Annotated in this window: 25 protein-coding genes, 1 tRNA gene and 1 pseudogene; 10 read left to right on the top strand and 17 right to left on the bottom strand. The window is 57.9% G+C overall.

The window, feature by feature from the left end; all coding sequences use genetic code 11:
• The first annotated feature begins 115 nt into the window (after positions 1 to 115).
• The 7 genes from VZP09_RS15190 (at position 116) to VZP09_RS15160 (ending at position 5,093) form a co-directional block, all read left to right on the top strand.
• Positions 116 to 192: transfer RNA gene (locus VZP09_RS15190), tRNA-Arg, on the top strand.
• A 354-nt stretch (positions 193 to 546) separates the two neighbouring features.
• Positions 547 to 861 (top strand): BON domain-containing protein, encoded by a 315-nt coding sequence (locus tag VZP09_RS15185; RefSeq protein ID WP_002914359.1) that lies wholly within the window; start codon positions 547 to 549, stop codon positions 859 to 861.
• A gap of 125 nt (positions 862 to 986) precedes the next feature.
• Positions 987 to 1,553: a fructose-1-phosphate/6-phosphogluconate phosphatase gene (gene yqaB, locus VZP09_RS15180; protein ID WP_004174701.1), complete on the top strand. Its 567-nt coding sequence runs from the start codon at positions 987 to 989 to the stop codon at positions 1,551 to 1,553.
• Positions 1,550 to 1,978: a YqaA family protein gene (locus VZP09_RS15175; RefSeq protein ID WP_002914355.1), complete on the top strand. Its 429-nt coding sequence runs from the start codon at positions 1,550 to 1,552 to the stop codon at positions 1,976 to 1,978. The genes yqaB and VZP09_RS15175 overlap by 4 nt, the downstream gene beginning before the upstream one ends.
• Positions 1,979 to 2,044: 66 nt before the next feature.
• Entirely contained in the window at positions 2,045 to 3,601 is a 1,557-nt protein-coding gene (gshA, locus tag VZP09_RS15170; RefSeq protein ID WP_002914353.1) for a glutamate--cysteine ligase, read from the top strand.
• A 156-nt stretch (positions 3,602 to 3,757) separates the two neighbouring features.
• Positions 3,758 to 4,273 carry an S-ribosylhomocysteine lyase gene (luxS, locus tag VZP09_RS15165; protein ID WP_002914351.1) on the top strand — a complete coding sequence of 172 codons (516 nt, stop codon included), beginning with the start codon at positions 3,758 to 3,760 and terminating at the stop codon, positions 4,271 to 4,273.
• Between the two features lie 52 nt (positions 4,274 to 4,325).
• Complete coding sequence (locus VZP09_RS15160) at positions 4,326 to 5,093, top strand: AraC family transcriptional regulator (protein WP_004149452.1); 768 nt, start codon at positions 4,326 to 4,328, stop codon at positions 5,091 to 5,093.
• On the opposite strand, the gene leuA is transcribed toward VZP09_RS15160, so the two are convergent.
• The 14 genes from leuA to VZP09_RS15090 all read right to left on the bottom strand — a co-directional run bounded on the left by leuA (position 5,072) and on the right by VZP09_RS15090 (position 19,658).
• Positions 5,072 to 6,748: a 2-isopropylmalate synthase gene (gene leuA, locus VZP09_RS15155; protein WP_032438921.1), complete on the bottom strand. Its 1,677-nt coding sequence runs from the start codon at positions 6,746 to 6,748 to the stop codon at positions 5,072 to 5,074. The two genes, VZP09_RS15160 and leuA, sit on opposite strands and share 22 nt — an antisense overlap.
• Positions 6,749 to 6,884: 136 nt before the next feature.
• Complete coding sequence (emrB, locus tag VZP09_RS15150; protein ID WP_002914342.1) at positions 6,885 to 8,423, bottom strand: multidrug efflux MFS transporter permease subunit EmrB; 1,539 nt, start codon at positions 8,421 to 8,423, stop codon at positions 6,885 to 6,887.
• 15 nt (positions 8,424 to 8,438) lie between these two features.
• Positions 8,439 to 9,611 (bottom strand): multidrug efflux MFS transporter periplasmic adaptor subunit EmrA, encoded by a 1,173-nt coding sequence (gene emrA, locus VZP09_RS15145; RefSeq protein WP_002914339.1) that lies wholly within the window; start codon positions 9,609 to 9,611, stop codon positions 8,439 to 8,441.
• A 125-nt stretch (positions 9,612 to 9,736) separates the two neighbouring features.
• Positions 9,737 to 10,267, bottom strand: coding sequence for a transcriptional repressor MprA (gene mprA / locus VZP09_RS15140; protein WP_002914337.1), 531 nt, complete (start codon positions 10,265 to 10,267; stop codon positions 9,737 to 9,739).
• A gap of 90 nt (positions 10,268 to 10,357) precedes the next feature.
• Positions 10,358 to 10,693, bottom strand: a complete 336-nt coding sequence (gene ygaH / locus VZP09_RS15135; RefSeq protein WP_032433471.1) for an L-valine transporter subunit YgaH — start codon at positions 10,691 to 10,693, stop codon at positions 10,358 to 10,360.
• Positions 10,683 to 11,429: an AzlC family ABC transporter permease gene (locus VZP09_RS15130; protein WP_004180986.1), complete on the bottom strand. Its 747-nt coding sequence runs from the start codon at positions 11,427 to 11,429 to the stop codon at positions 10,683 to 10,685. The genes ygaH and VZP09_RS15130 overlap by 11 nt, the downstream gene beginning before the upstream one ends.
• Positions 11,430 to 11,607: 178 nt before the next feature.
• Positions 11,608 to 12,606 (bottom strand): glycine betaine/L-proline ABC transporter substrate-binding protein ProX, encoded by a 999-nt coding sequence (proX, locus tag VZP09_RS15125; RefSeq protein WP_042921138.1) that lies wholly within the window; start codon positions 12,604 to 12,606, stop codon positions 11,608 to 11,610.
• Positions 12,607 to 12,684: 78 nt separating this feature from the next.
• Positions 12,685 to 13,752: a glycine betaine/L-proline ABC transporter permease ProW gene (gene proW / locus VZP09_RS15120; protein ID WP_004174727.1), complete on the bottom strand. Its 1,068-nt coding sequence runs from the start codon at positions 13,750 to 13,752 to the stop codon at positions 12,685 to 12,687.
• A complete protein-coding gene (proV, locus tag VZP09_RS15115; RefSeq protein WP_002914328.1) occupies positions 13,745 to 14,947 on the bottom strand; it encodes a glycine betaine/L-proline ABC transporter ATP-binding protein ProV in 1,203 nt (400 codons plus the stop codon). Before proV ends, proW begins: the two co-directional genes overlap by 8 nt.
• A 356-nt stretch (positions 14,948 to 15,303) precedes the next feature.
• A complete protein-coding gene (nrdF, locus tag VZP09_RS15110; RefSeq protein ID WP_002914327.1) occupies positions 15,304 to 16,266 on the bottom strand; it encodes a class 1b ribonucleoside-diphosphate reductase subunit beta in 963 nt (320 codons plus the stop codon).
• Between the two features lie 10 nt (positions 16,267 to 16,276).
• On the bottom strand, positions 16,277 to 18,418 hold the full coding sequence (gene nrdE / locus VZP09_RS15105) for a class 1b ribonucleoside-diphosphate reductase subunit alpha (protein ID WP_002914325.1): 2,142 nt from the start codon (positions 18,416 to 18,418) through the stop codon (positions 16,277 to 16,279).
• A complete protein-coding gene (gene nrdI / locus VZP09_RS15100) occupies positions 18,391 to 18,801 on the bottom strand; it encodes a class Ib ribonucleoside-diphosphate reductase assembly flavoprotein NrdI (protein WP_002914321.1) in 411 nt (136 codons plus the stop codon). Before nrdI ends, nrdE begins: the two co-directional genes overlap by 28 nt.
• Positions 18,798 to 19,043, bottom strand: coding sequence for a glutaredoxin-like protein NrdH (nrdH, locus tag VZP09_RS15095; protein WP_002914320.1), 246 nt, complete (start codon positions 19,041 to 19,043; stop codon positions 18,798 to 18,800). The genes nrdI and nrdH overlap by 4 nt, the downstream gene beginning before the upstream one ends.
• A 183-nt stretch (positions 19,044 to 19,226) precedes the next feature.
• A complete protein-coding gene (locus tag VZP09_RS15090; RefSeq protein WP_040088483.1) occupies positions 19,227 to 19,658 on the bottom strand; it encodes a carboxymuconolactone decarboxylase family protein in 432 nt (143 codons plus the stop codon).
• An 88-nt stretch (positions 19,659 to 19,746) separates the two neighbouring features.
• Between VZP09_RS15090 and pdxR the strand changes: the two are divergent.
• Positions 19,747 to 21,098, top strand: a pseudogene (gene pdxR / locus VZP09_RS15085) (MocR-like pyridoxine biosynthesis transcription factor PdxR).
• Positions 21,099 to 21,241: 143 nt separating this feature from the next.
• Here pdxR and VZP09_RS15080 read toward each other — a convergent pair.
• Positions 21,242 to 21,589, bottom strand: a complete 348-nt coding sequence (locus tag VZP09_RS15080; RefSeq protein ID WP_002914293.1) for a DUF883 domain-containing protein — start codon at positions 21,587 to 21,589, stop codon at positions 21,242 to 21,244.
• Between the two features lie 150 nt (positions 21,590 to 21,739).
• Between VZP09_RS15080 and VZP09_RS15075 the strand changes: the two genes are divergently transcribed.
• The gene (locus tag VZP09_RS15075; RefSeq protein WP_002914291.1) at positions 21,740 to 22,102 is read left to right on the top strand and encodes a DUF2002 family protein; all 363 of its coding nucleotides are present in this window, start codon (positions 21,740 to 21,742) and stop codon (positions 22,100 to 22,102) included.
• A gap of 85 nt (positions 22,103 to 22,187) precedes the next feature.
• Here VZP09_RS15075 and alaE read toward each other — a convergent pair whose 3' ends face one another.
• Positions 22,188 to 22,637, bottom strand: coding sequence for an L-alanine exporter AlaE (alaE, locus tag VZP09_RS15070; protein WP_002914289.1), 450 nt, complete (start codon positions 22,635 to 22,637; stop codon positions 22,188 to 22,190).
• Between the two features lie 728 nt (positions 22,638 to 23,365).
• Here alaE and stpA point away from each other — a divergent pair.
• Positions 23,366 to 23,767 (top strand): DNA-binding protein StpA, encoded by a 402-nt coding sequence (gene stpA / locus VZP09_RS15065; protein WP_002914287.1) that lies wholly within the window; start codon positions 23,366 to 23,368, stop codon positions 23,765 to 23,767.
• A gap of 72 nt (positions 23,768 to 23,839) precedes the next feature.
• On the opposite strand, the gene VZP09_RS15060 is transcribed toward stpA, so the two are convergent.
• Positions 23,840 to 24,019 (bottom strand): hypothetical protein, encoded by a 180-nt coding sequence (locus VZP09_RS15060; RefSeq protein ID WP_002914284.1) that lies wholly within the window; start codon positions 24,017 to 24,019, stop codon positions 23,840 to 23,842.
• Positions 24,020 to 24,303: the final 284 nt, after the last annotated feature.

Raw genomic sequence — 24,303 nt, 5'->3', positions numbered from 1 at the left:
AATCCTCCCGGATGCACCATATTCTCCTTAGTAACAGCAACATTGTTGTTATCTGGTTTGCGAAACCATCGTAAGTGCCAGGAGAGTAACCCCGCAGTAAAATAGCTTTCCCGATGCATCCGTAGCTCAGCTGGATAGAGTACTCGGCTACGAACCGAGCGGTCGGAGGTTCGAATCCTCCCGGATGCACCATATTCTCCTTAGTAACAGCGACGACGTTGTTTTATGGTCTGCGAAATCATCGCCAGCACCAGNNNGGATAACGTTGCGTAAGCAACGGCCCGAAGGGCGAGGCGTAGCCGAGTCATCCTCCCGGATGCACCATATTCTCCTCAGTAACAACGACGATGTTGTTGCATAGGCTGCGAAATTATCGCAGCACCCGTTCTGAATGCATAATCTTCACTCTTCTCTCACCATCCCGATTACCTCGTTTTCCATCACTGGCTTCATCCTACTTTTTTATTGGCAAGACGCGCTTTCCACTATAATTTATCCTTGTATATCAGCGTTATCAGGCTGAGATAAATGCAAGGAGAGAAATCCATGAAATGGTTCAAAGCAATACCTGCTTTTTGCGCGACGCTGCTGGTAACGACGGCCCTCGCTGGCTGTGCGGGATCGGCTACAAAGGAGAGTACGGGCGGCTATATTGACGATACCGTGGTGACCACCAAGGTGAAAACGGCGCTCTTTAACGATAAAGACATTAAGTCCTCAGAAATTAGCGTCCAGACCTTTAAAGGCCGCGTCCAGCTGAGCGGATTTGTCTCCTCCGCGGAGAGCGCTAAACGAGCCGTAGAAGTCACACGCCGAGTGCAGGGCGTGCGAATGGTCGAGAACGATCTGCGTATTAAATAAGGCTGGTTATCCGGCCTAATGTTTGGGGGCGCCTGAGGGCGCCTTTGTCGTCTGCGCCGCTGGCCGCGACAACGGCGGGCTTTTGCGTTACAGTAATCATTCCCAAACCGGTTGGTGAGAAGACAATGTACGAAGGTTACGCAGGACTGATCTTTGATATGGATGGCACCATTCTCGATACCGAGCCGACCCATCGGCAGGCATGGAACGAGGTGTTGGGCCGCTACGGTATGCGTTTCGACGAACAGGCGATGGTCGCGCTCAATGGCTCACCAACCTGGCGAATCGCCCAGGCGATTATCGAACTCAACCAGGCCGATCTCGATCCACATCGCCTGGCGCAGGAAAAAACCCAGGCCGTCAAAGCGATGCTGCTGGACAGCGTACGCCCGTTGCCGCTGATTGAGGTGGTTAAGGCATGGCACGGCCGTCGCCCGATGTCGGTGGGAACCGGCAGCGAGAGCGCCGTCGCCGAAGCGCTGCTGGCGCACCTGGGGCTGCGTCATTACTTCTCCGCGGTGGTGGCGGCCGATCATGTGGTCAACCATAAACCCGCGCCCGATACCTTCCTGCTGTGCGCCGAGCGCATGGGCGTCGCGCCGGAAAAATGCGTCGTCTTCGAAGATGCCGACTTTGGTCTGCAGGCGGCGAAGCGCGCGGGAATGGACGCAGTTGACGTGCGTTTGCTGTGAGCGACGCGCTGTCACTCACCTCGCTGTTTGCCAGTAGCTTTTTAAGCGCCACGCTGCTCCCCGGCAATTCGGAGGTTGTGCTGGTGGCTATGCTACTTGCAGGGGTCAGTCATCCGTGGTGGTTAGTATTAATAGCAACAATCGGCAATAGCCTTGGAGGGGTAACTAACGTTATTCTGGGGCGCTTGTTTCCGCTGCGCAAAACCTCGCGCTGGCAGGAGCGGGCGGCCGGCTGGCTTAAGCGCTACGGCGCGGTCACGCTCTTACTGAGCTGGGCGCCGGTTGTCGGCGATTTACTGTGTTTGCTGGCGGGATGGATGCGCATTTCCTGGGGACCGGTACTCTTTTTCTTATGCCTTGGTAAGGCGCTGCGCTATATCGCTATTGCGGCAGCGACGCTTCAGGGCATGACGTGGTGGCACTAATTGGACTGACAGTTCATCCATTACAATTATGCTTATTCAAACGATTTCGACAGGCGGGAGGTCAAATTGATCCCGGACGTATCACAGGCGCTGGCCTGGCTGGAAAAACATCCGCAGGCTCTGCAGGGTATTCAACGTGGTCTGGAGCGGGAAACGCTGCGCGTGAACGCAGACGGCACCCTTGCAACGACCGGTCACCCTCCGGCGTTAGGCTCAGCGCTAACGCATAAATGGATTACCACCGATTTTGCCGAAGCTTTACTTGAGTTCATTACGCCAGTAGATGGCGATATTGAGCATATGCTGACCTTTATGCGCGATGTCCATCGCTATACCGCGCGTCAGCTTGGCGACGAGCGGATGTGGCCGCTGAGCATGCCATGCTATATCGCCCCCGGTCAGGATATTGAGCTGGCGCAGTACGGCACCTCTAACGTGGGGCGCCTGAAAACGCTATATCGCGAGGGGCTGAAGAACCGCTATGGCGCGCTGATGCAGACTATCTCCGGCGTGCACTATAACTTCTCCCTACCGATGGCCTTCTGGCAGGCAAAATGTGGTGTGGAGGATGCCGAGAGTGGTAAAGAGGCCATTTCGGCGGGCTATTTCCGCTCAATTCGTAACTACTATCGCTTTGGCTGGGTGATCCCCTATCTGTTTGGCGCCTCGCCGGCGATTTGCTCCTCATTCCTGCAAGGCAAACCGACAACGCTGCCCTTTGAGGAAACGGGCAACGGCATGTATTACCTGCCGTATGCCACCTCGCTGCGCCTCAGCGACCTTGGTTATACCAATAAGTCGCAAAGCAATCTCGGAATTACGTTTAACGATCTGCACGAGTATGTGGCAGGATTGAAGCGGGCGATTAAAACGCCGTCGGAAGAGTACGCTAAAATCGGGCTGCAGAAAGACGGCAAGTATCTGCAGATCAACAGCAACATTCTGCAGATTGAAAATGAACTTTATGCGCCGATCCGCCCGAAACGCGTCACCCGTCGGGGCGAAACCCCGTCCGATGCGCTGTTGCGCGGTGGTATTGAGTATATCGAAGTGCGTTCGCTGGATATCAATCCGTTCTCGCCGATCGGCGTTGACGCCCAGCAGGTGCGTTTCCTCGACCTGTTTATGGTCTGGTGCGCGCTGGCCGACGCGCCGGAGATGAGCAGCGATGAGCTGCTGTGCACCCGCACCAACTGGAATCGGGTTATTCTGGAAGGGCGTAAGCCGGGCTTAACGCTGGGGATTGGCTGCGAAAGCGCGCAGTTCCCGCTGGCTCAGGTGGGCAAAGATCTGTTCCGCGATTTACGCCGCGTGGCGCAGACCCTGGACAGTATCCACGGTGGCCAGGCATATCAGCAGGTCTGCGACGAGCTGCTGGCCTGCTTTGACGATCCGGAATTAACCTTCTCAGCCCGCATTCTGCGTTCTATGATTGAAGAAGGCATTGGCGGTACCGGCCGTGCGCTTGCCGATCGTTACCGGACGCAGCTGCGCGAAGAGCCGCTGGAGATCCTGAGCGAAGACGATTTTATCGCCGAGCGCGACGCGTCGGTGGCGCGACAAAAGAAAGTGGAAGCTGAAGACAGCGAGCCGTTTGAGGCGCTGCTGGCGCGGCACGCGTAGCGCTGGAAAAGAAAAAGGCCACATCACTGTGGCCAAACTTTCATCTCTGATTCAGGGATGATGATGATAATAAATGCGCGTCTTTCATATACTGAGACTCGCGGCTGAACAAAGAGTTCATTTTATTTTAAAAAAATTCACTCCCGGAGGTGACGAATGCCGTTGTTAGATAGTTTCACAGTCGACCATACCCGAATGGAAGCCCCAGCGGTGCGTGTCGCGAAGAAAATGAACACGCCGCATGGCGATGAAATCACCGTTTTCGATCTGCGCTTCTGCGTACCGAACCAGGAAGTGATGCCGGAACGCGGTATCCACACCCTGGAGCATCTGTTCGCGGGCTTTATGCGCGATCATCTGAACGGGAATGGCGTGGAAATTATCGACATTTCGCCAATGGGCTGCCGCACCGGCTTCTATATGAGCCTGATTGGTACGCCGGACGAGCAGCGCGTCGCTGACGCCTGGAAAGCGGCGATGGCCGATGTGCTGAAGGTGAAAGATCAGAACCAGATCCCGGAGCTCAACGTCTACCAGTGCGGGACTTACACCATGCACTCGCTGGAAGAGGCCCAGGACATCGCTCGTCATATCATTGAGCGCGATGTGCGCATCAACAGCAACGACGAACTGGCGTTGCCGAAAGAAAAACTGCAGGAACTGCACATCTAGTGCTTCCGCCACGGCCCGACGCCTGTCGCCGGGCCGCTCTTCTGACGCCGCGATGACGACGACGCTTTCCTTCTCCTTTCAGCACCGCCCACTGGTGCCCTTTGCCCATGATTATGCCCACGGTGACCAGGAAGACTGGCATCAGCATGACTGCGCCCAACTGCTGCATATACTAAGCGGCGTGGTGCGGGTCGCGACGCCGGTAGGCTACTGGGTGGTGCCGCCCGGGCGCGGCGTCTGGCTGCCGGCGGGAACGCCGCACGCGCTGCGCATGACCGGCAACGTGGCGGCACGCACCCTGTTTATCGATCCGCTGGCGCGCGCCGATCTTCCGGCGGGCTGCCAGATCGTACAGATCACGCCGCTGCTGCGGGAACTGATCGTGTCATCCCTGGCGCTGGCGGAACGCTATGCCCCCGCCAGCCGCGACGAAAGAATTTATGAACTGATCCTCGATGAGATCCGCGGGATGGCGATCCTGCCGTTTGGCCTGCCGGAGCCGCAAAGCGAAACGCTGCGTCGGCTGTGCCAGCAGGTACGCGAGGCGCCGGGCGAGGCCTGGAGCAGCGGCCAGGCGGCGAAGGCGTGCAGCATGAGCGAGCGAACCCTAAACCGCCATTTTCAGCAGCAGACTAGCCTGACGTGGAGCGAGTGGGTGCGCCGGGCGAAGCTAATGGAAGCGCTGGTGCGCCTGGCGCAGGGCCACTCCGTGCTGCGGGTGGCGCTGGAGCTGGGCTACGGTAGCCACAGCGCCTTCAGCGCCATGTTTCGTCGGGTGATGGGCGTCGCCCCCAGCGACTATTTTCGTCCCCCGGCCTGATCGGCGGCGCTGAGCGCATTGCACAGCGCCTGCAGCGAGGCGCGCGCCACGTCATTATCGATACCCACGCCCCAGTAGCTTTCTCCTTGCGGAAAAACGCAGCGGATATAGGCCACCGACCGGCTGTCGCTGCGCGCGCCGAGGGTATGCTCATGATAGTCCTTGATCATAAACGGCTGCCGAAACAGCGCGCTGAGCCCGCTGGCTGCGGCGGAGAGCAGGCCGTTGCCCTGGCCCTGCAGGCGTCGGGTTTCGCCGTGGTGACGCAGCGTTGCCTGCAGGGAAAGCTGGCCATCCTGCTGGCTGGCGCTCTGATAATCGAGCAGCGTCAGCGCCGGCTGCGCCTGCAGCCCGTAGCGCGTGCGGAACAGCTGCCACAGCGCATGGTGGGTCATCTCTTTGCCGTCGCTATCGGTGGCCTGCTGAACGTGCTGGCTGAACTCCTGCTGCAGCCCGCGGGGCAGTTTCAGACCATGATTTTGTTCGATAAGCCAGGCGCTGCCGCTCTTCCCCGACTGGCTGTTGACGCGGATCACCGCCTCATAGCTGCAGCCAATATCCTGCGGGTCAATGGGCAGGTAGGGCATCTGCCACGGATCGCCAGGCTGACGGGCATCAAACCCTTTTTTGATCGCATCCTGATGGGAGCCGGAGAAGGCGGTGTAAGCCAGACTTCCCGCCCACGGGTGGCGCGGGTGAACGGGGATCTGGTTGCAGTTTTCCACCACCTCCACCACCCGGTTCATCTGCTCGAAGCGAAGCTCAGGGTCGATGCCCTGGCTGTAGAGGTTCATCGCCAAAGTCACCAGACAGACGTTGCCGGTGCGTTCGCCGTTGCCAAACAGGCAGCCTTCTACCCGATCGGCGCCGGCCATCACCGCCAGCTCGGCGCTGGCGACGCCGGTGCCGCGATCGTTATGCGGGTGCACGCTGATGCAGACCTCGCCGCGGCGGGAGAAGTGGCGGCAAAAATACTCGATCTGATCGGCATAGACGTTGGGGGTGTTGACTTCCACCGTCGCCGGCAGATTGACGATCATCGGTCGCTCGGCGCAGGGCTGCCAGACATCCGCCACCGCTTCGCAAATCTCAAGCGCAAACTCGGGCTCGGTGAAGCAGAAGGTTTCAGGCGAATATTCATATTGCCAGCGGGTCTCCGGCTGCTGTTCGCACTGCTGACGGATAAGCCGGGTGGCGCGGGTCGCGAGGGCGATCACCTCGGCCTTGTCCATGCCGAAAACCAGCTCGCGGAACAGCGGCGCGGTGGCATTGTAGAGGTGGACGGTAGCCCGGCGGGCGCCGCGCAGCGCCTCAAAGGTGCGCAGGATCAGCGGGTCTCGCGCCTGGGTCAGCACCTGGATGGTGACATCCTCCGGGATGCGCTGTTCGTCAATCAGCTGGCGGACAAAGTTGAAATCGGTTTGTGAGGCGGAAGGGAAGGCGACTTCAATCTCTTTAAAGCCGCACTCCAGCAGCAGATCCCAGAACTGCAGTTTGCGGGCGCTGTCCATGGGCTCCGCCAGCGCCTGGTTGCCGTCGCGCAGGTCAGTCGACAGCCAGCGCGGGGCGTGACTGATTTGCCGGTCTGGCCAGCGGCGGTCAGGCAGGGCGATCGGCGGATAGGGACGGTACTTTTCAGCAGGATGGCTCAGCATAGTGTTCTCCTTAATGGTCAGCCTTTATCCTGCCCGAGCGCAGGGTGACGGGCTTTCGCAAACGAGACAGAAACTAGCGAGAAATGGACAACCTGACGCCGTAAAAAAGGGACCCGGAGGTCCCTTTATGTGAGGCTTAGTGCGCGCCGCCGCCGCCTCCGCCGGCGCTGAACGGTGGTCTGGCGAACCACACCAGCCCCAACAGCAGGATGAAAATAGCCGCAGAAATCCAGAAGATTTCGTTGGCGGAGATAATCAGCCCCTGGTTGGTTATCTGCTGCGCTATCCAGCCGGACGCCTGCTGCTGCGTCATTCCCATGCCCTGCAGCTGATCGTATATCTGCTGCGCGTTGGGGTTAAAGGGGGTCACCGATTCGGTGAGCTGCGCATGATGCAGCGCCTCGCGGTTGGTCCACAGGGTGGTGGTGATCGAGGTCCCGATGGAGCCGGCAAGGGTACGGGTGAAGTTCGACAGGCTCGACGCCGCCGCCAGCCGCTCCGGCGGCAGGCCGGAGAGGGTGATGGTGGTCAACGGCATGAAGAAGCAGGCCACCGCGAAGCCCTGGATAAACTGTGGCCACGCCGAGGCGCCAAAGTCCATCCCCGGTTCGAAGGTCCAGGCGCGCCAGTAGAAGCAGACCGCGTACATAATAAAGCTGAAGGTGACCAGCCGCCGCATGTCGAGCTTATGCGCGAAGCGGCCGATAATCGGCGACAGAATGACCGGGATCACCCCCACCGGCGCCGACGCCAGGCCGGCCCAGGTCGCGGTGTAGCCGTATACCTCCTGCAACAGCTGCGGCAGCAGTACGATGGCGCCGAAGTAGAGCATATAGGCCAGACTGATACAGAGGCAGCCGATGGTGAAGTTGCGCGACTTAAATAGCGACAGATCGACAATCGGGTTATCGTCGGTTAGCTCCCAGACGATCAGGAAGCTTATCGCCACCACCGCCACGATGGTCAGAATGATAATCTCATTGGAGGAGAACCAGTCCAGCTCTTTACCCCGGTCCAGCATCACCTGCAGGCTACCGATACCGATGATCAGCAGCGCCAGACCGACGCCGTCGATCCGCCGCTGTTCGGTTTTGGTTTCCCGGTTGCGCAGGGTCTGCAGGGTCATCAGCACCACCGCCACGCCAATGGGCACGTTGATAAAGAAGATCCAGCCCCAGTGATAGTTATCGCTGATATAGCCGCCGAGGATCGGACCGCAGATGGGCGCGACAATCACCGTCATTGACCACAGCGCCAGAGCGATAGAGCGCTTCGCCGGGGGATAGTTGCTGAGCAGCAGACTTTGCGACAGCGGGATCAGCGGTCCGGCGACGATCCCCTGAATGACGCGGAAGAAAATCAGCATCGTCAGGCTGTTGGAGACGCCGCAGGCCCAGGAGGCAATGGCGAAGGCGGTGGTTGACCACAGGAACAGCTTCACCTCGCCGACGCGCTTGGCCAGCCAGCCGGTGATCGGGATGGAGATGGCGTTAGCGACCCCGAACGAGGTGATGACCCAGGTCCCCTGGCTCAGCGACGAGCCAAGGTTGCCGGCAATGGTCGGGATCGCCACGTTGGCGATAGTGGAATCCAGCACCTGCATGAACGTCGCGAGCGACAGCGCAATGGTCATAATGACCAGCTGCGCGCCTTCCAGCGGTTTTTGCTGTTGCATTACACTCACCCCGAATTATCCGGCGTTGGCCTGAATGATCTCGTCTATCAGCTTATTAACCGGATCGAGAGCGATTTCACGGGCATTGCTCTCGTAAACCGGGGAGCTCCGCACCTGGCTGGCCAGCATTTCACCATCGCGATCGGTGGTGTTGACTTCCACCAGCGTCGAGAGGCCGATGCGCAGCGGGTGTTCCGCTAGTTGTTTTTCATCCAGCTCGATACGAACCGGCAGACGCTGTACCACTTTGATCCAGTTGCCGGTGGCATTCTGCGCCGGCAGCAGAGAGAAGGCGCTGCCGGTGCCCATATCCAGACCGACCACTTTACCGGTGTATTTCACGTCATCGCCATAGATATCGCTGATCACAGTGGCCGGCTGGCCGATACGCATATGCGCCAGCTGAGTCTCTTTAAAGTTAGCATCGATCCACAGGTTGGTCGCCGGGACCACCGCCATCAGCGGCGTGGTGGTGCCGATCTGCGCGCCAGGCTGTACCGAGCGACGGGAAACGTAGCCGCTAATCGGGCTGACGATCTGCGTACGCTGCAGGGCCAGCCAGGCGTTACGCACTTCAGTGGCCGCCTGGAGCACCGCCGGCTGCTGTTCCAGCCTGGTGCCCAGCACGATCGCCTGGTTGGCGTTGTACTGCTGGATTGCCACGTCGAGTTCGGCCTGTGCGCTGGCGACGGTATCGCGGGCGTGCTGCAGCTCTTCGCGGCCAATGAGGTTCGCGGCGCCCAGCGGGATGCGGCGGTTCAGGTCAGCCTGCGCCTGGGCGAGGGCGGTTTTTTTGACGTCGATATTTGCCTGCAGCTGCTTGCTGTTGATCATCTGCTGGCGGGTCTGACGGACGCTGGCGGCCAGTTGGGTCTTAGCCTTTTCAAACGCCTGTTGGGCATCGGTCCGATCGAGCGTGACCAGCGGATCGCCTTTCTGCACGTAGTCCGTGTTGTCAGCCCAGACTTTGGTCACGCTGCCCGCGACCTGAGCCATAATTTGTACCTGATTCCCTGCTACGTAGGCATCGTCGGTCTCTTCGTAGTGACGCAGTACCAGAAACCAGTAAATCCCATATGCCACGGCAATAATAATGAAGAGCAATGTCAGCAACAGAAGGGCGCCTTTACGCTTTCCTTTTTTGCTGCCTGGTTGCTGCGGGGTTTGGCTCTCCGCATTTGCACTCATGTTATTCTCCACGATCTTATTATTTCACATCGGCTGAGCCGACCTGTTTATCAGAAAGGCCAGCAGAGATCTGCTGGCCTGGCTGTTTTCCTTGCAACGTAAAAATGGGCTGAGCGACGCCGCCCTTAGCGTAGAGAGTCCGCTAGCACGCCTTCTTCTTCCATCTGATCAAGGCGGCTCAGGAGTTTGCGGGTGATGTGTTCGAGCTGATCTTTTTCGCTGGTGCTAAGTGAAGACCACAGCTGATGCAGGCAGTTATGCTGCGGCGGCAGGACTTCACGCAAAAACTGATGGCCCTTTTCGGTCAGTTGCAGATGCAAACAGCGACGATCGTTATCGCTCTCGCGGCGCTCAATCCAGCCGCGTTTTTCCAGTTCATCAGCGATACGGGTGGCGTTGGTACGTGACGAGCCCAGCGCACAGCTCAGCTCGGACGGCTGGATGCTGTGGTTTTCCTGTGACTCCAGCGTAATCAGCGCCATAAATAATGTCTCGTTAATTCCCTGCGCTTTGAGCATTTTATTGCGATTTTCCAGCAGCTTACCTTGCATATGCATGCAAAGACGAGTTAACAGGATCTCCTGAAACGGGAAATCTTCATGGCGGCTGGCGCGAAACTTGAGCATTTGCTCAATGGGAGTAAACGAACTATCCATTTGGGTATGACCTCATTAATTACAGCCGATATAATAACTATTGTGACAAATAAATCAAATGAATTATTGACCAAAATTGATACGTAAAGCTTAGAGCCCGTTGGTGATTTTCCATGCCAGACCATAGGCAAACGCCGACAGCAGGGTCGGGATAATGATGCTGCGGGTTTTCCAGAAGGCGGCCCCCAGCACCAGGAAGCCGGTCAGCGTCGGCGCCAGGCGATGGGCATCGGCGAGGATCTCCGGCACGCTGGAGACCACCAGCAGCGCGCAAATCGAGGCGATGCCAATGGTATCCAGCAGCACGCTGACCGGGCCGCGGCGGGCAGGACGGGCGTGGCCGACGCGCAAACGCAGAGGAAGATAGCGAAAGAGATAGTTGACGCCGCCGACTATCACCCCGAGCAGAAGGACTTCACTGTTCATCCGGCATCCCCTTGAGCATGGCCTGAAGCAGCGCCGTCAGACACCCGCAGACAATTCCGGCGAGGATCGCCGCCGGAATGGAAAATAACAAAATGCCGCCCAGCGCGCCCGCCAGCGCCGCCGTGACGCAGAGTGACTGCTGACGCTGGAAAGAGGCCAGCAGGAAGCTCATAAACAGCGCCGGCAGCATAAAGCCGAGGGCGGCTTCCACCGCCGGATAATCCACCAACAGGCCGTTGCCGGACCAGGCGCCGGCCAGCGTGCCGCACACCCACGATGCCCACGAGGTAAAAGCGAGACCGAGCATCCAGTTTTCGCTCCAGCGGCGGTTATCGCGAACCAGCCTGGCGGTAGCGGCGGCGAAAACCTCATCGGTCAGGCCGAAGGCCCAGAGGGCGGTTTTCTTTTTATCCAGCGCTGAGCGAATGCGGCTGCGCAATGAGGGGCCATACAGCACGTGGCGGACATCCATCGCCATCACCGTCAGGGCGGCGACCCACAGCGAACTGCCGGCGGCCAACATGGCGGTGATCACAAACTGGCTGGCGCCGGCGTAAATAATGCAGGAGAAGAACAGGCTTTCCAGCGGGGTGAAGCCCAGCCGGGTGGCATTGAGTCCGAATGCGAATGCCACCGGAAGGTAGCTGATAACGATGGGGAGACTGTCTTTGATGCCTTCGCCGACGGTGGCGACGCGTTCAGGTAAGGCACAGGTTAAGGGCGCGGGGTTTTCCATATGAATAACTTATCGCTGGATCCATGTGAAGGTGTCAATTTGACCGATGTCTCCACCTTAACAGAGCGCGATGCGCCTTAACACTATGGAAATTCCTGGAATCGCTTTTCTATGACCTGGCCACGAGAAAGNNNNCAAGGGGGCCGGATAAGGCGCTGGGCCTTATCCGTGAGCGGGTTTACTGCTGCGCGGCGAGGGCGGTTTTCACCCAGCTGTCGAACAGCGGCTGGTGGGCTTTGATCCAGCCATCAACGTGGCCGTTAATGTCGGCTTCGGAAGCATGGCCTTCATGCATCATCGCATTCTCGGCGTTGATGTCGGCGATCGGCAGCTTCATGATGCTAAACAGAGTGGCGGCGGCCGGATTTTTCTCCGCCCAGGCTTTGTTAGCGACGATGTGCATGGTGTTCACCGGGAAGCCATAGTTGGCGCCGTTGGCCAGTTTGGTGTCGATGTTTTTCTGCTCGCCCGGAAGGGAGGAGAACGGCACCTGCAGCCAGACGACGTCCTTGCCAGGCTTCAGCACGTCGCTAACCCAGTACGGCGTCCAGGTGTAGTAGAGCACCGGTTTACCCTCTTTATACCGGGCAATGGTGTCGGCCATCATCGCCGCGTAGTTGCCCTGGTTATGGGTGACGGTTTTGCTCAGGCCATAGGCGTCAATCTGATGGTTAATCACTGCTTCGCAGCCCCATCCTGGGGTACAGCCGGTGAGATCCGCTTTACCGTCATTGTTGGTATCAAACAGTTTGGCGATCTGCGGATCTTTGAGCTGATCGATGGAGGTGATGTGGTACTGCTCAGCGGTTTTTTTGTCGATCAAATAGCCCTGGGCGGCGCCTGAGACGTACACTCCTTTGCGATAGAATTTGTTATAACCGCCCGCCGCGGCGTACATGTCATCGTGCAGCGGTTGCCAGTTGGTGGCGATAAAGGTGGTATCTCCGGCGGCAATCGACGTATAGGCAACGTTATAGTCCACTTCGCTGGGTTTCTCGACGGTGTAGCCCAGCTTCTCCAGCGCGCGACTGACCAGCAGGGTCTGGAAGCTCTCTTCGGAGATAGTGCTCTGAGCGGGCTTCACCGTAATCCCTTTACCCGGCAGGTCGGCGGCGAAGGCGCTGGTGGCGAGCAGGGTGGCAAAGGCGGCGGTGGCCAACATCGTACTATGTCGCATGGTGGTTCCTCTTATTGTTTAACGGGAAGGGCCGCTCCCGGGCATCGGCTGGTGTCGGGGAGCGGCGCTGTTATCGACTTATCGACAGAAAGGGCGAGTGATAAGCCCCAGCGGGCCGGTGGTGTACCAGCGGCGGTTGCCGCGACTGCGGGCGTCGCGACCGACGGCCTGGGTGAGGCGGTCAAGAATAATCGCCAGGATCACGATCCCCACCCCGCCGACGGTCGCCAGGCCCATATCCAGGCGGCCGATACCGCGCAGCACCATCTGGCCGAGGCCGCCGACGGCGATCATCGAGGCGATCACTACCATCGACAGGGCCAGCATCAGGGTCTGGTTAACCCCGGCCATAATGGTGGGCATGGCCAGCGGCAGCTGCACCTTAAACAGCAGCTGGCGCGGGCTGGCGCCAAATGAGCGCGACGCTTCGATCAGATCCGCAGGCACCTGGTTTATCCCGAGGATGGTCAGACGGACGATCGGCGGCAGGGCGAAGATAATCGTCACCACCACGCCCGGTACGTTGCCGATGCCGAACAGCATCACGATCGGCACCAGATAGACGAACGCCGGCGTGGTCTGCATGGCATCCAACAGCGGGCGGATGATTTTCGCCGCCCGCGGGCTGCGCGCTAGCCAGATCCCCAGCGGCAAGCCGATAACCATGCAGAACAGCAGGGCGGTGAGGACCAGCGCCAGAGTGACCATGGCTTGCGACCACGCGCCGATGGCGCCGATGGCAATCAGCGATACCAGAGTGGCGACCCCCATGCCGAGGCTGGAGATCTGCCAGGCGATTAGCGCGAAGACGATAATCGCCACCGGCGCCGGCATCCCCAACAGCAGCTGCTGGAAGGCGCTGAGGATGTAGTCGATCGGCACGCGGATCCCCTGGAACAGCGGACGGAAGTGCAGCACGATCCAGTCGATGGCGTGGGTCACCCAGCTGTCGAGCGGGATCAGGGTCTTATGGAACGGATCCATGATATTGAACTGTTCCGGCTGCGGCGCCGGGGCGCTGTGCAGCCAGTCGGCGCCGCCGCCATTAGCCGGCGCGGCAGTAGAGGCGCCACCCCAGGCGTCGGCAGCCTGCGCGGCGCTGTCGGTTGACGGGGCGCTGCCCCACGGGTTGGTCTGATCAGCCATGATTCACCCCCTCGCGATCTAAAGCCTGGAGCAACATCCGTTTGGAAATGATGCCAATATATTGTTGTTCTTCATCCACTACCGGCACGGCGCACGGAGCGTGGCCGACGTGGGAGAGCAGATCGCTGAGCGGGGTTTGCGCTTCCACCGCCAGCGGGGCGTCAATCAGCGCCGCCTCGATCCCCTGCCCGGCGCTGAGGGCTGTTTTCAGAGAATCAATCGAGACAATCCCGACAAAGCGATTACCGCGCTCTATGACATAGCCATATTCCCGGTCTTCATCCTGTAATAATTTCAGCGCCGAACGGGGGCCAAAACCAGGCGTTTTACGAATCAGGCCAACCGGGCTGCGGCGGGCAATATCTTTCGCGCTGAATACCTGGCTAATATCCACGCCGCGGAAGAAGGTGCGCACATAATCATTGGCCGGATTATTTAATATTTCATCCGGAGTGCCGACCTGGACCACTTCGCCATTTTGCATAATGGCGATACGATCGCCAATTCGCATGGCTTCATCAAGGTCATGGGAAATAAAGACGATAGTGCGTTGATGCTTCGCCTGTAATTTGATGAGCTCATCCTGCATTTCGGTACGAATGAGCGGATCGAGCGCAGAGAAGGCTTCATCCATTAACAGAATATCGGGATTAATCGCCAGGGCGCGAGCTAAACCGACGCGCTGGCGCATGCCGCCGGAGAGTTCATCCGGCCAGGCGTGGGCATAATTCTCCAGCCCCACCTGACGCAGCGCCTCCCGGGCTTTTTGCTCTCGTTCGGCGGCGGGAACGCCGGCAAGCGCCATGCCAAACGCCGTGTTATCGAGCACGCTCATGTGCGGCATCAGCGCAAAGGACTGAAAAACCATCGCAATTTTCTTGCGACGCACCTCGCGCAGCTCGGCATCCGACATTTTGGCGATATCGACCCCGTCAATCAGCACCTGGCCGCGGGTGGGTTCAATCAGGCGATTGAGAAGGCGAACCATGGTGGATTTCCCCGAGCCGGAGAGCCCCATGATGACGAATATCTCGCCTTCTTCAATGGCCAGACTGGCGTCTTTGACGCCAAGCGACAGCCCCGTTTTTTCCAGTATTTGCGCTTTGTTGAGTCCTTTCTCAATATATTTGAAAGCACGGTGTGGATGCTCGCCAAATATCTTATAAAGATTTTTTATTTCTAATTTAATTGCCATGCAATAGAGAAGTTCCTGTTATTTGTTTATTGCGATATGATACCCGATGGTGATTATGATCTTTTTACACCCTAACATACTCAGATTCTGTGACAACCCTCAATGGCAAACTCTCGGCAAAATCAGATGGGGGCAACTGTGGCTAAGCCCCCGTGATATAAGGGCTGGGCGGTAATTTGTTGTTGGTAATATTTTTTGATTATCTTTGGATAATTCGACTGAAATGGACCGGTTTTCTGCTAAATATGACGAAGTGATGACGGTTAGGTCATGGAGAGAATATTTGGTGGATTAAACGCTATTTTGTGAAATTAATCACCAGGAATCCGCCTGCGATATTCCTGGTGAAAGTACGGTTAAAAGTCCCAATCGTCGTCGGCGGTCTCTTCCATTTTTCCTATCACGTAGGAGGAGCCGGAACCGGAGAAAAAGTCATGGTTTTCGTCGGCGTTGGGCGACAGCGCTGCGAGGATTGCCGGATTGACCGCCGCCATCTCCGCCGGGAACAGCGCCTCGTAGCCGAGGTTCATCAGCGCTTTGTTGGCGTTGTAGCACAGGAAAGCGCTGACGTCGTCGAACCAGCCGCTCTCGCCGTACAGCTCCCGGCTGTAGGCCAGTTCGTTGTCGTAAAGATCCATCAGCAGATCGAGGGCGAAATTTTTCAATTCTTCGCGCTTGCCGGGGCTGACGATCTCCAGTCCTTTCTGGTACTTGTAGCCGATGTAATAGCCATGCACCGCTTCATCGCGAATGATCAGGCGGATCAGATCCGCAGTGTTGGTCAGCTTTCCCCGGCTGGAGAAGTACATCGGCAGCCAGAAGCCGGAGTAGAAGAGAAAGGATTCGAGGAACACGCTGGCGATTTTTTTCTTCAGCGGCTCGTCGGCCTGATAGTAACCCAGCATCAGCTGCGCCTTGCGCTGCAGGGGATCACAGCTTTCGCTCCAGGCGAAGGCGGCATCCACCTCCTTGCTGTGGCACAGCGTGGAAAAGATGGAGCTGTAAGAGCGGGCATGAACCGCCTCCATAAAGCTGATGTTCGACAGCACCGCCTCCTCATGCGGGGTTAAGGCGTCCGCCATTAGCGCCGGGGCGCCGACGGTGTTCTGAATGGTGTCAAGCAGGGTCAATCCGGTAAAGACGCGAATGGTCAACTGCTGCTCCGCCGCGCTGAGGGTTTGCCAGGCGGGAATGTCGTTCGACAGCGGCACTTTCTCCGGCAGCCAGAAGTTGCTGGTGAGACGGTTCCAGACCTCAAGATCTTTATCGTCATCAATGCGGTTCCAGTTGATTGCGCTGACGCGCGTTAAATGGGTCATCCTGTTCTCCTTACAGCGCGCAGGACACGCAGCCTTCAATTTCAGTGCCTTCCAGCGCCAGCTGGCGCAGACGGATGTAGTAGAGCGTCTTGATGCCTTTCTTCCAGGCGTAAATTTGCGCCTTGTTGATATCGCGGGTGGTGGCGGTATCGGGGAAGAACAGGGTCAGCGACAGCCCCTGGTCGACGTGGCGCGTCGCCTCGGCGTAAGTGTCAATGATCTTCTCCGGCCCTATCTCATACGCATCCTGGTAGAGGGCCAGATTGTCGTTATTCATAAATGGCGCGGGGTAGTACACCCGCCCGGTTTTCCCCTCTTTGCGGATCTCAATCTTCGAGACGATCGGGTGAATGCTGGAGGTGGCATGGTTGATGTACGAGATCGAGCCGGTGGGCGGCACCGCCTGCAGATAGCGATTGTAGATGCCATAGCGCATGACATCGTCGCGCAGCTGGCGCCAGCTTTCCCGGTCGGGCAGAGAGATGCCGGCGCGGGCGAACAGCGTGCGCACCCGTTCGGTTTTCGGCTGCCACTCCTCCTGCAGATATTTGTCGAAGTACGCCCCGCTGGCGTAGCGCGACTGCTCGAAGCCGGCGAAGCGCTGGCCGCGCTCGCGGGCCAGCTGCATCGAGGTGTGCAGCGCGTGCCAGGTCACGGTGTAGAAGTAGATATTGGTGAAGTCCAGCCCCTCCGGGCTGCCGTAGGCAATGCCTTCCCGCGCCAGGTAACCGTGCAGATTCATCTGCCCCAGGCCGATGGCGTGGGAGGCCGCGTTGCCGGCCGCCACCGAGGGAACCGACTGAATGTCGCTCATGTCGGACACGGCGGTCAGGGCGCGCACCGCGGTGGCGATTGTGCGGCCGAAATCCGGCGAGTCCATGGTATGGGCGATGTTCAGCGAGCCGAGGTTGCAGGAGATATCTTCCCCGATATGCGCATAGCTGAGGTCTTCATTATAGGCGGACGGCGTACTGACCTGCAGGATCTCCGAACACAGATTGCTCATGGTGACCCGCCCGGCCACCGGACTGGCGCGGTTCACGGTGTCTTCAAACATGATGTACGGGTAGCCGGATTCAAACTGGATCTCCGCCAGGCGCTGGAACAGGTCGCGGGCGCGGATCCAGCGCTTGCGGACCCGCTCGTCGGCCACCAGCTGCGGATAGAGGTCGCCGATGGCGCAATCGGCGAAAGGTTTGCCGTACAGCCGCTCGACGTCATAAGGCGAGAACAGGGCCATCTGCGCATCTTCTTTCGCCAGCTGGAAGGTGATATCAGGGATCACCACCCCCAGCGACAAGGTTTTGATGCGGATTTTCTCATCGGCATTTTCACGCCGGGTATCAAGAAAGCGTAAAATATCGGGATGGTGAACATGCAGCCAGACCGCACCCGCCCCCTGGCGGGCGCCGAGCTGATTGGCATAGGAGAAGGCGTCCTCCAGCATCTTCATCACCGGCACCACCCCAGAAGACTGGTTTTCGATGCGCTTGATCGGCGCCCCGGCCTCGCGCAGGTTGGAGAGTAAAAAGGCCACCCCGCCGCCGCGCTTCGACAGCTGTAGCGCCGAGTTCACCGCCCGGCCGATGGACTCCATATTATCCTCAATACGCAGCAGGAAGCAGGAGATCAGCTCCCCGCGCTGCTGTTTGCCAGCGTTAAGGAAGGTCGGTGTGGCGGGCTGAAAGCGGCCGCTGAGTATCTCCTCCGTCAGCTGCCGCGCCTGCTGTTCATCGCCCCGGGCCAGCGTCAGGGCCACCATCACGCTGCGTTCGGCGAAATCCTCGAGGTAGTGCTTGCCGTCAAAGGTCTTCAGCGCATAGCTGGTATAGAACTTCCAGGCGCCGAGGAAGGTCTGAAAGCGAAACGGAGCGCGCCGGGCATGGGCGAACAACGCCAGCACAAACCCGCGGTCATAGCCGGCCAGCACCTGCGGATCGTAATAGCCCTCGCTGACGAGCCAGCTGAGCTTATCCTCCTGGCTGGGGAAGGTGAGGGCGTTGGGCTGAACCTGGGTCGCCATAAAGGCCTCAACCGCCTGGCGATCTTTCTCAAACGGGATGCGGCCCTCGCTGTCGTACAAATTCAGCATCGCGTTGAGGGCGTGAAAATCCACGGCGGCGGTTATACGTTCTGCGGTTGTCGTTGCCAAAATTCGCTGACTCCTTTACGCACGGTGTTGATATCGTCGGGGGTTCCCATCAGCTCGAAGCGGTAGAGATAGGGCACGGCGCATTTTTGCGCGATGACATCTCCGGCACGCCCCCAGCCGTCGCCAAAGTTGCGATTGCCGGCGGCAATCACTCCGCGGATCAGCTGGCGGTTATGCACGTCGTTTAAAAAGCGGATCGCCTGACGCGGTACCGCGCCGGCGGTGCCGCCGCCGCCATAGCTGGGAACGATGAGAATATAGGGCTCGTCTACCCGCAGATGTTCACGCTCGTTCAGCGGGATGCGCACCGCCGGCAGCCCCAGGCGCTGCACAAAGCGATGGGTATTCTCCGAACGGCTGGAGAAGTAGACGATGAGGCTCATGCGCTGGCCGCCGTAAAGGAGGGGCGCAGGCGATTGATCATATCCGGGCGGAAGCCGCTCCAGCGCAGCTCACCGGCGATCACCACCGGCAGCTGGCGAAATCCCTGCTCGCGCAGGGTGTCGGCGGCATCCGGCTGCTGGTCGACGTTGACCATTTCAAAGGCCAGTCCCCGGCTCTCCATGGCTCGCCGGGTGGCATGGCACTGCACGCAGTCATTTCGAGTGTAAATAATAATGCGCATGATTCGTATTTCCATTTAAGATAACAGCACGGCGCTAAACATAGCGTCGAACGTAGTGGGCCATTCGATAAGGAAATACTAGATGTAGTTATTTAAAACTTCAACCACTCAATATATAGCGTTTTTGGCAAGCAGGTCCCCCGCCGGGATAGATCGGCGGAGGAGGGGGGAGGCTGTGCGGAACTACAGGCGCATGGCCACGGCGAGGCGGTTAAAGGCGTTCATCAGACTGACGGCGAAGGTCAGATCGCTTATCTGACGCGGGGTAAAATGTTCGCGCAGCGGCAGGTAAACCTCATCTTCCGCATGGCTGGCGGTAATGTCGGTGACCGACTCGGCCCATGCCAGCGCCGCGCGTTCGGCCGGAGTAAAGTGGGCGCTTACCCGCCAGCCCGCAAGGGCATCCAGTTTGCTTTGCGCCATGCCGCCTTTGCGCAGCGCCTGGCTATGTTTCTCAAGACAGAAGGCGCAGCCGTTGATCTGCGAGACGCGTAAATAAACCAGCTCTACCAGGGCGTTGCCCAGCTCGCTTTTCTCCAGCGCGATGCTGGCCTGTACCAGCCCTTTATAGACTTCCGGGCTCAGTTCACTGAATGGCTGACGTAATTGGTTCATGGTGTTCTCCTCTCTAAGACGGCAGCCAAAATAGCACTATAATGGACTGCAAAAGATAGCCATATTCTGATGAAAAAAGCAGACCATAATGGAAGCGATTAACCTCCCGCTTTATCAGCGTATCGCCCGCCAGTTGAAATCGGCGATTGAACGTGGCGAACTGACCCCGGGCAGCCGTTTGCCCGCCAGCCGGGTGTACGCTCAGGAGCAGGGCGTCTCCCGGGCGACCATCGAAAACGCCTGGGGAGAGCTGGTCGCCCAGGGATGGCTCGAGCGGCGTGGGCAGGCGGGGACCTTTGTCAGCGAGCGGCTCAGCCCGCGCCAGCTGGCGCCGGTACCGCCAGTGCAACCGGCCGCGCCGACGGAGCCGCTGCCGTTTCAGATGGGGCTGCCGGCGCTGGATCTCTTTCCGCGCGGGCAGTGGGCGCGGGTGATGGGGCGTCGGCTGCGGACGCAGTCGCGGTTCGATCTTGCACCCGGCGATCCCGGCGGCGATCCGCTTCTGCGCCAGGCTATCGTCGATTATCTACGCCTGTCGCGCAGTATCGACTGTCAGCCGGATCAGGTGTTGATCACCGGCAGCTATGCCGCCTCCATGAATCTTATCCTGCGTACCCTGGCGCAGCCGGGACAGCATATGTGGATGGAAGATCCGGGGTATCCCTTTATCCGGCCGGTCGTCGAGGCTGGGCAGCTGGCGGTGGATGCGATTCCCGTGGACGACGAAGGGATGGACGTCGGCTGGGGCCAGCGTCATCACCCGCAGGCGCGATTTGCCCTGCTCACACCAGCCCATCAGAGTCCGCTGGGGGTCGCGCTGTCGCTTCCCCGACGCCGCCAGCTGCTGGCGTGGGCCGCGGAGCGCGACGCGTGGATCATTGAGGACGATTACGATAGCGAGTTTCGCTATCACGGCAAACCGCTGCCGCCGCTGAAAAGCCTTGATGCGCCGCAGAGGGTCATCTACGCGGGCACCTTCAGTAAGTCGATGTTCCCGGCGCTGCGCACCGCCTGGCTGGTGGTGCCGACCCCGCTGGTGGCGCGTTTTCACCAGACCGCGGAGCGCCAATCCTGCACCGTTCCCACCCTGTGGCAGCAGACGCTGGCGGATTTTATCCAGCAGGGACATTTTTGGCGTCATTTGAAGAAAATGCGCGCCAGCTATAGCCAGCGTAGACAGTGGCTGGAGTCGGCTCTGCAGGCGCAGGGCTTTCAGGTCACGCCGCAGCTGGGGGGAATTCAACTGGTTATGTCGGTCAGCGGCGACGATCGGCTGCTCGCGCGGCGGGCGGTTGTGGCCGGGCTGGCGGTGCAGGCGCTGAGCGACTGGCGGATTCGNACGCGGGCGAGGGGGGATTATTGATGAGTTTTACCAATATACGTTCGCCGGCGATGGCTGACGGACTTGCCCGACGGCTGAGAGAGGCGATCGCGATTTGATGGCGCTTAAGTCGGGGAAGCAGAAAAACCCCTGCGGCCAGAGGCGCGCAGGGGCTGACGCGTATTTGTTATCTTCATTGCCTTCCGTAAAGCTCGCGGGCTACCGCGCGCCAATCGCGCGGCGGCAGCCGACGCTTAAGCTATTATCGACGTAAATTGAGCAATACGCCAATAAATACCCCGACGGCGGCGGCGGCGCCCACACTGTGCCACGGTTTATTGCGCACGTAGGTATCGGCACAGCCCAGCGCATCGCACGCTGCCTGGCGCGCATCCAGCGCCGCCTGCTGCACCCGGTTGTGGCCATTAAGGCGGGCACGAGTCTCTTTTAACAGCGACTGCGCTTTGACACGCGCCGCTTCCGCTTCCTCTTTGGCGTCACTGCCCCATGATTTCAGCACCTCTTCCAGCGTATCCGCTAATTGGCTGACATCGTTATGAATATCTTCAGCGTTCTCGTCAAAATTGTTGCGGTTCACATGGTTAGCCATCGTTATCTCCCTTAATTCCATCGAGTGAGNNAAGTGTAGGACAAGATTTTGAATTATGCTTACTGTCGTGGTTTCTGGAATTTTCCGAAAGCACTGTCCTTAATGAATAAGGTAAGGTCAATGTGCGGTAAAAGATAACGAGGAATCAGTATGTATTTAAGACCCGATGAGGTGGCGCGTGTTCTTGAAAAAGCCGGCTTCACCATGGATGTTGTGACGCAAAAAGCGTACGGCTATCGCCGCGGCGATAATTATGTTTATGTGAACCGCGAAGCGCGCATGGGGCGAACAGCGTTAGTTATTCATCCGGCGTTAAAAGAGCGCAGCAATATGCTGGCCGAACCGGCTTCAGATATCAAGACCTGTGATCATTATGAACAGTTTCCGCTGTATTTAGCCGGGGATGCGCAACAACATTATGGTATTCCGCATGGATTTAGCTCACGCATGGCGCTTGAGCGTTTTCTGAATGGGCTATTTGGCGAAGCCCAGCCGGCAATGTCGACGAATTAATACGGCGATAGGCATTTAAGGATCCAGGCGAGGCGGGCTGGCGGGAAGAGGCGACTGGCAGAGCCAGTCGCTGCTAACGCGTTGGTCAGGCCTTCGCCTGCTGATAGGGCGCCACGCGGAACAGGCGGCGGCAATAGTCGAGGAAGTAGCCGTAGGCGGCGCCCATCATCATCGATACCGCCAGGTTCGAGCTCACCGCGGCGACAATCTGGTGCCAGTCAGCACCCACGCTCCACAGAATAGCGACATACACCGGCGACTGAAAGGTGACGTAGGCCAGCACGTCGGCCATATTTTTCATCCACCTGGCCGGGCTGATGCGCCGGGCCTGACGCATGGCGAAATCGCGATAAATCCCATAGGGTACGGCAATAATAATGTTGACCGGGATCGCCACCAGACGCGACGATAACGACTGCTCAAACGTCATACCAGAGAGAAAAATTTCGATCATCATGTTGACGACGGTGCAGTAAACCACCATCGCAAAGGTGTCTGCAACCGCATGCCGCAAGCGGGAGTGCGCAGAGAACATCGGAGTGCTCCTCGAAAATGAAGTCATTAACGCCGAAAAATGCGCGTTGGTATAGCGTTTTTGGGCTGCCTGTTTTGATGTGCGTAGAGTATATCTCTGCATTAAAAGTGGCAACTAGCTATAAATTTTTATTTATCGCCTTTTTGTCGATAAAATACTCTGCGCTGGTTTGTTTTTTGTTCGTTACGCTACTTTTATTCCTGTTTTTGCAAATATCAATATTTATCAATGTGTTACTCTTGATTGCGAAATCGAGACTGGCCGAGGGAACGGCGCCTGATAGCCAACCATGGCGCAACATCACGCGAGTGTGTGATTCCGCTCTCTTTTAGGATTTTTTATGCCGTAAGTCGCGTTTTTATGGTGAAAAACTCTGAATTTCGAATTGTTGTTTTATTCCCATTTTCTGATTAACTATTCACTGTGGCCAAAGGTATGTATCAGTGCGGCCACGTATGAACAGCAGGTAACCCGCTGACCATAAAGCTAATATTCCTGGCGAGAACGGTGGTTTTTCCCGTCATTCTGCCTTTTTTATTTATTCACTCTCTTTTTTGCCTGTGCTTATGAAAAAGGCTCAGGTATTTGCCAATATAGTTCCAGGGGATAACCGCTAATATCCACCTTATATATTTATCTGGACAGCCGAAGGCTGGAAATAAATAAACGTTTCTATTACACTTGCCGCGTTGTATCTTTTAATTTGCTATTTGGAATTTTTTAATTTTATGTCTTCAATGTTACACAAACTGAATAATATCCGTTCACTGCGTGCCCTGTCCCGTGAATTCTCCATTGACGTGCTTGAAGAGATGCTGGAAAAGCTCAGGATCGTCACTGAAGAAAAACGTACGCAACAGCAGCAGGCAGCTCAGCAGCAGGCTGAATATCAGGAGAAAGTGAATACCTGGCTTGAGCTGATGCGCGCCGACGGTATTTCTCCTGACGAGCTGGTGGCCGATATTCAGCCGCCAAAGGCGGGAGGCAAAAAGCGTCAACCGCGCCCGGCGAAATATCGTTATACCGATCATACTGGCGCAGAGAAAACCTGGACCGGACAGGGAAGAATGCCGAAGCCGATTGCCGAGGCTGTCGCCCAGGGTAAATCGCTGGATAGCTTTTTAATTTAACGCCTTCGGGCCAGCGCCAGCCCGGTGGTGAGAGACCCACCGGCCTGGCCTTACGACTTTAAGCGAGGGGCTTTAGCAGACGCCGAAGTCTCCCTCTTCCTGATACGGCGTGACCTCGTCCGATTTCAGCGAATAGCGCTCTCCCTGCTCCTGTGCGGCCTGAACCACCACCAGTTGCTCCCCTTGCACTTCCACCACTTTCAGTTTTGGTCCGCCCGCTCGGGGTTGTACCAGATCGCCGACAGCAAACATAATTCACTCCTCACTGTTAACACCATGGATAAACCTAAACCATAGCTCNACGCCCGCTCACTGAACACCAGGCGTGCTGTTTTTTGTTAAAACAATTTGGAGTTATATGTATTAACATTGTTAATGTTTTGCTGGCGCCATACCGCTGCTGAGAAAGGGGGACGGCGAGGGTAGGGTTACCACCAATCAGGTCAGGAAAGACACCATGAAGTATATCATTCTGTTGATCATTGTTATTGCTGTACTGTATGTCCATTACCGCGGACGGGTGCGCTNTNGTTTCT

This window comes from Klebsiella sp. EMBS2024, assembly GCF_036233805.1.
In the GTDB taxonomy this organism is placed as follows: Bacteria; Pseudomonadota; Gammaproteobacteria; order Enterobacterales; family Enterobacteriaceae; genus Klebsiella; species Klebsiella pneumoniae.
This window is presented reverse-complemented; position numbering and strand designations above follow the sequence as displayed.